Consider the following 1,454-nt stretch of genomic DNA (forward strand, 5'->3'; position numbering starts at 1 on the left):
TCTGCGCCCGCTCCGCGGACGACAACCTCTGCCCCGGCATGACCCCTCATCCTCACGAGAATCCACCCCGTTGCAACAACCACTTGAGCCCAAGGGTCGTTGTTGGCGCGTTGTTCAGGAACGCGAGTGGATCTAGGCGATCGCACCGCAGGGAACGCCCGGCACCCTGGAACACGCGGACCTGGGCCGAGCGCACCTCAGCCAGCGCCCGACCCGACGCTGACGGGGTGCGGAAGGGTACGGATCAGGTGGGGAGGGGTGCGCAGGAGGCGGCGGCGACCCCTTCGAGGTAGCCACGGGCGCGTTCTGCCTTGGGGTAGCGGCCGACGAGCGCCCAGAACCTGGCGTTGTGGCTGGGCACGATGAGGTGCGCCAACTCGTGGAGCAACACGTAGTCGATCACCCATTCGGGCATCTCCTGGACGCGGTGCGAGATTCGGATGCTGCGGTCTGCCGGCGTGCAGGAGCCCCACCGGCCGTTCTGGTTGGTGACCCATCGGACACTGGCCGGCACCGCCTTCGTGGCGTACCCGGGGAGGTAGAGCTCGATGAGCCGGTTGGCGCGGGCCAGCAGTTCGGTGTCGGAGCGGGCGAGGCGCCCCTCTCGGGCGGCGAGTCGGGCGAGCATCCGGTCGACCCATTCGCTCTCCTCGGCGCGGGAGAACTGGTCGGGGATGAGGACGACAACTCGCTCACCGTCACGGTACGCGGACACCGTGCGTCGTCGACGCTGGCTGCGCCGCACCTCGACGACAGGCTTGCGCGCCCCCGCCATCACTGGGCCGCGCAGCCTCGACTACGTGTCACGAAGGAAAGCTAATGCCCACTGACCAGGGGTCCGCAAGAGTCAACCGCACGACACGCGCCCAGAAAATGGTGATTGGTCGCCAGGCGTCCCGAAAATTTCTTGACCACAGCGCCATCGCGCCACCTCGTCACCCTTCGTGAACGCCGATGGCGCTGGCGCACGGCACCTCCCCACCGTAGGTGATCACCGTCCCGGATGCCGCTGCGGGGGCACTCGCACGGGTGGCTGTCAGGGTTTGGTCGGCGTGTCCCCGCCAAACTGACTTATCCGACCTATTTCGCCATGCACACTCTCGACGTCGACTTGCTCACAGTGTCGATGCACAGCTGACATGGAACTGCCCAGACCTGGGTAGGGTCCGCGGACCAGCGGTCACGAAGGTGGCCGCGGAGTGAGACCCAGCGCCGGCGCCCCGTGTGGCCCGCCGCCGGGCACCCCGCCGGGACGGCATTGACCGGCGGACGAGACGAGGAGGGCACCGTGGCCGACCAGGCCCAGACGACCTACAACGGTTACTGCGTGAAGTGCAAGGAGAAGCGGGACTTCGAGGGACAGCGGCAGCAGCAGGGCCTGCTCGGCGACGACCTTTTGTTGCAGGTCGGCGTAGATGCCGGCACGCTTCGTCGGGTCCGCAGTGGTCTGACCG

The 1,454-nt window shown here is 67.7% G+C and carries 1 protein-coding gene and 1 pseudogene; one reads left to right on the forward strand and one right to left on the reverse strand.

Going from position 1 to position 1,454, the window contains the following annotated elements; all coding sequences use genetic code 11:
- Positions 1-244: 244 nt before the first annotated feature.
- On the reverse strand, positions 245-775 hold the full coding sequence (locus ACWER9_RS31815; protein ID WP_452305320.1) for a M48 metallopeptidase family protein: 531 nt from the start codon (positions 773-775) through the stop codon (positions 245-247).
- A 513-nt stretch (positions 776-1,288) separates the two neighbouring features.
- On the opposite strand from ACWER9_RS31815, the pseudogene ACWER9_RS31820 reads away from it, so the two are divergent.
- A pseudogene (locus ACWER9_RS31820) lies at positions 1,289-1,360 on the forward strand (DUF5679 domain-containing protein); the annotation flags it as partial.
- Positions 1,361-1,454 lie beyond the last annotated feature (94 nt).

The organism is Micromonospora sp. NPDC003944, assembly GCF_053605225.1.

Excerpts from the sequence above, each read along its gene's own strand:
- ACWER9_RS31815 (WP_452305320.1), bottom strand. The coding sequence starts at position 775 with ATGGCGGGGGCGCGCAAGCCTGTCGTCGAGGTGCGGCGCAGCCAGCGT.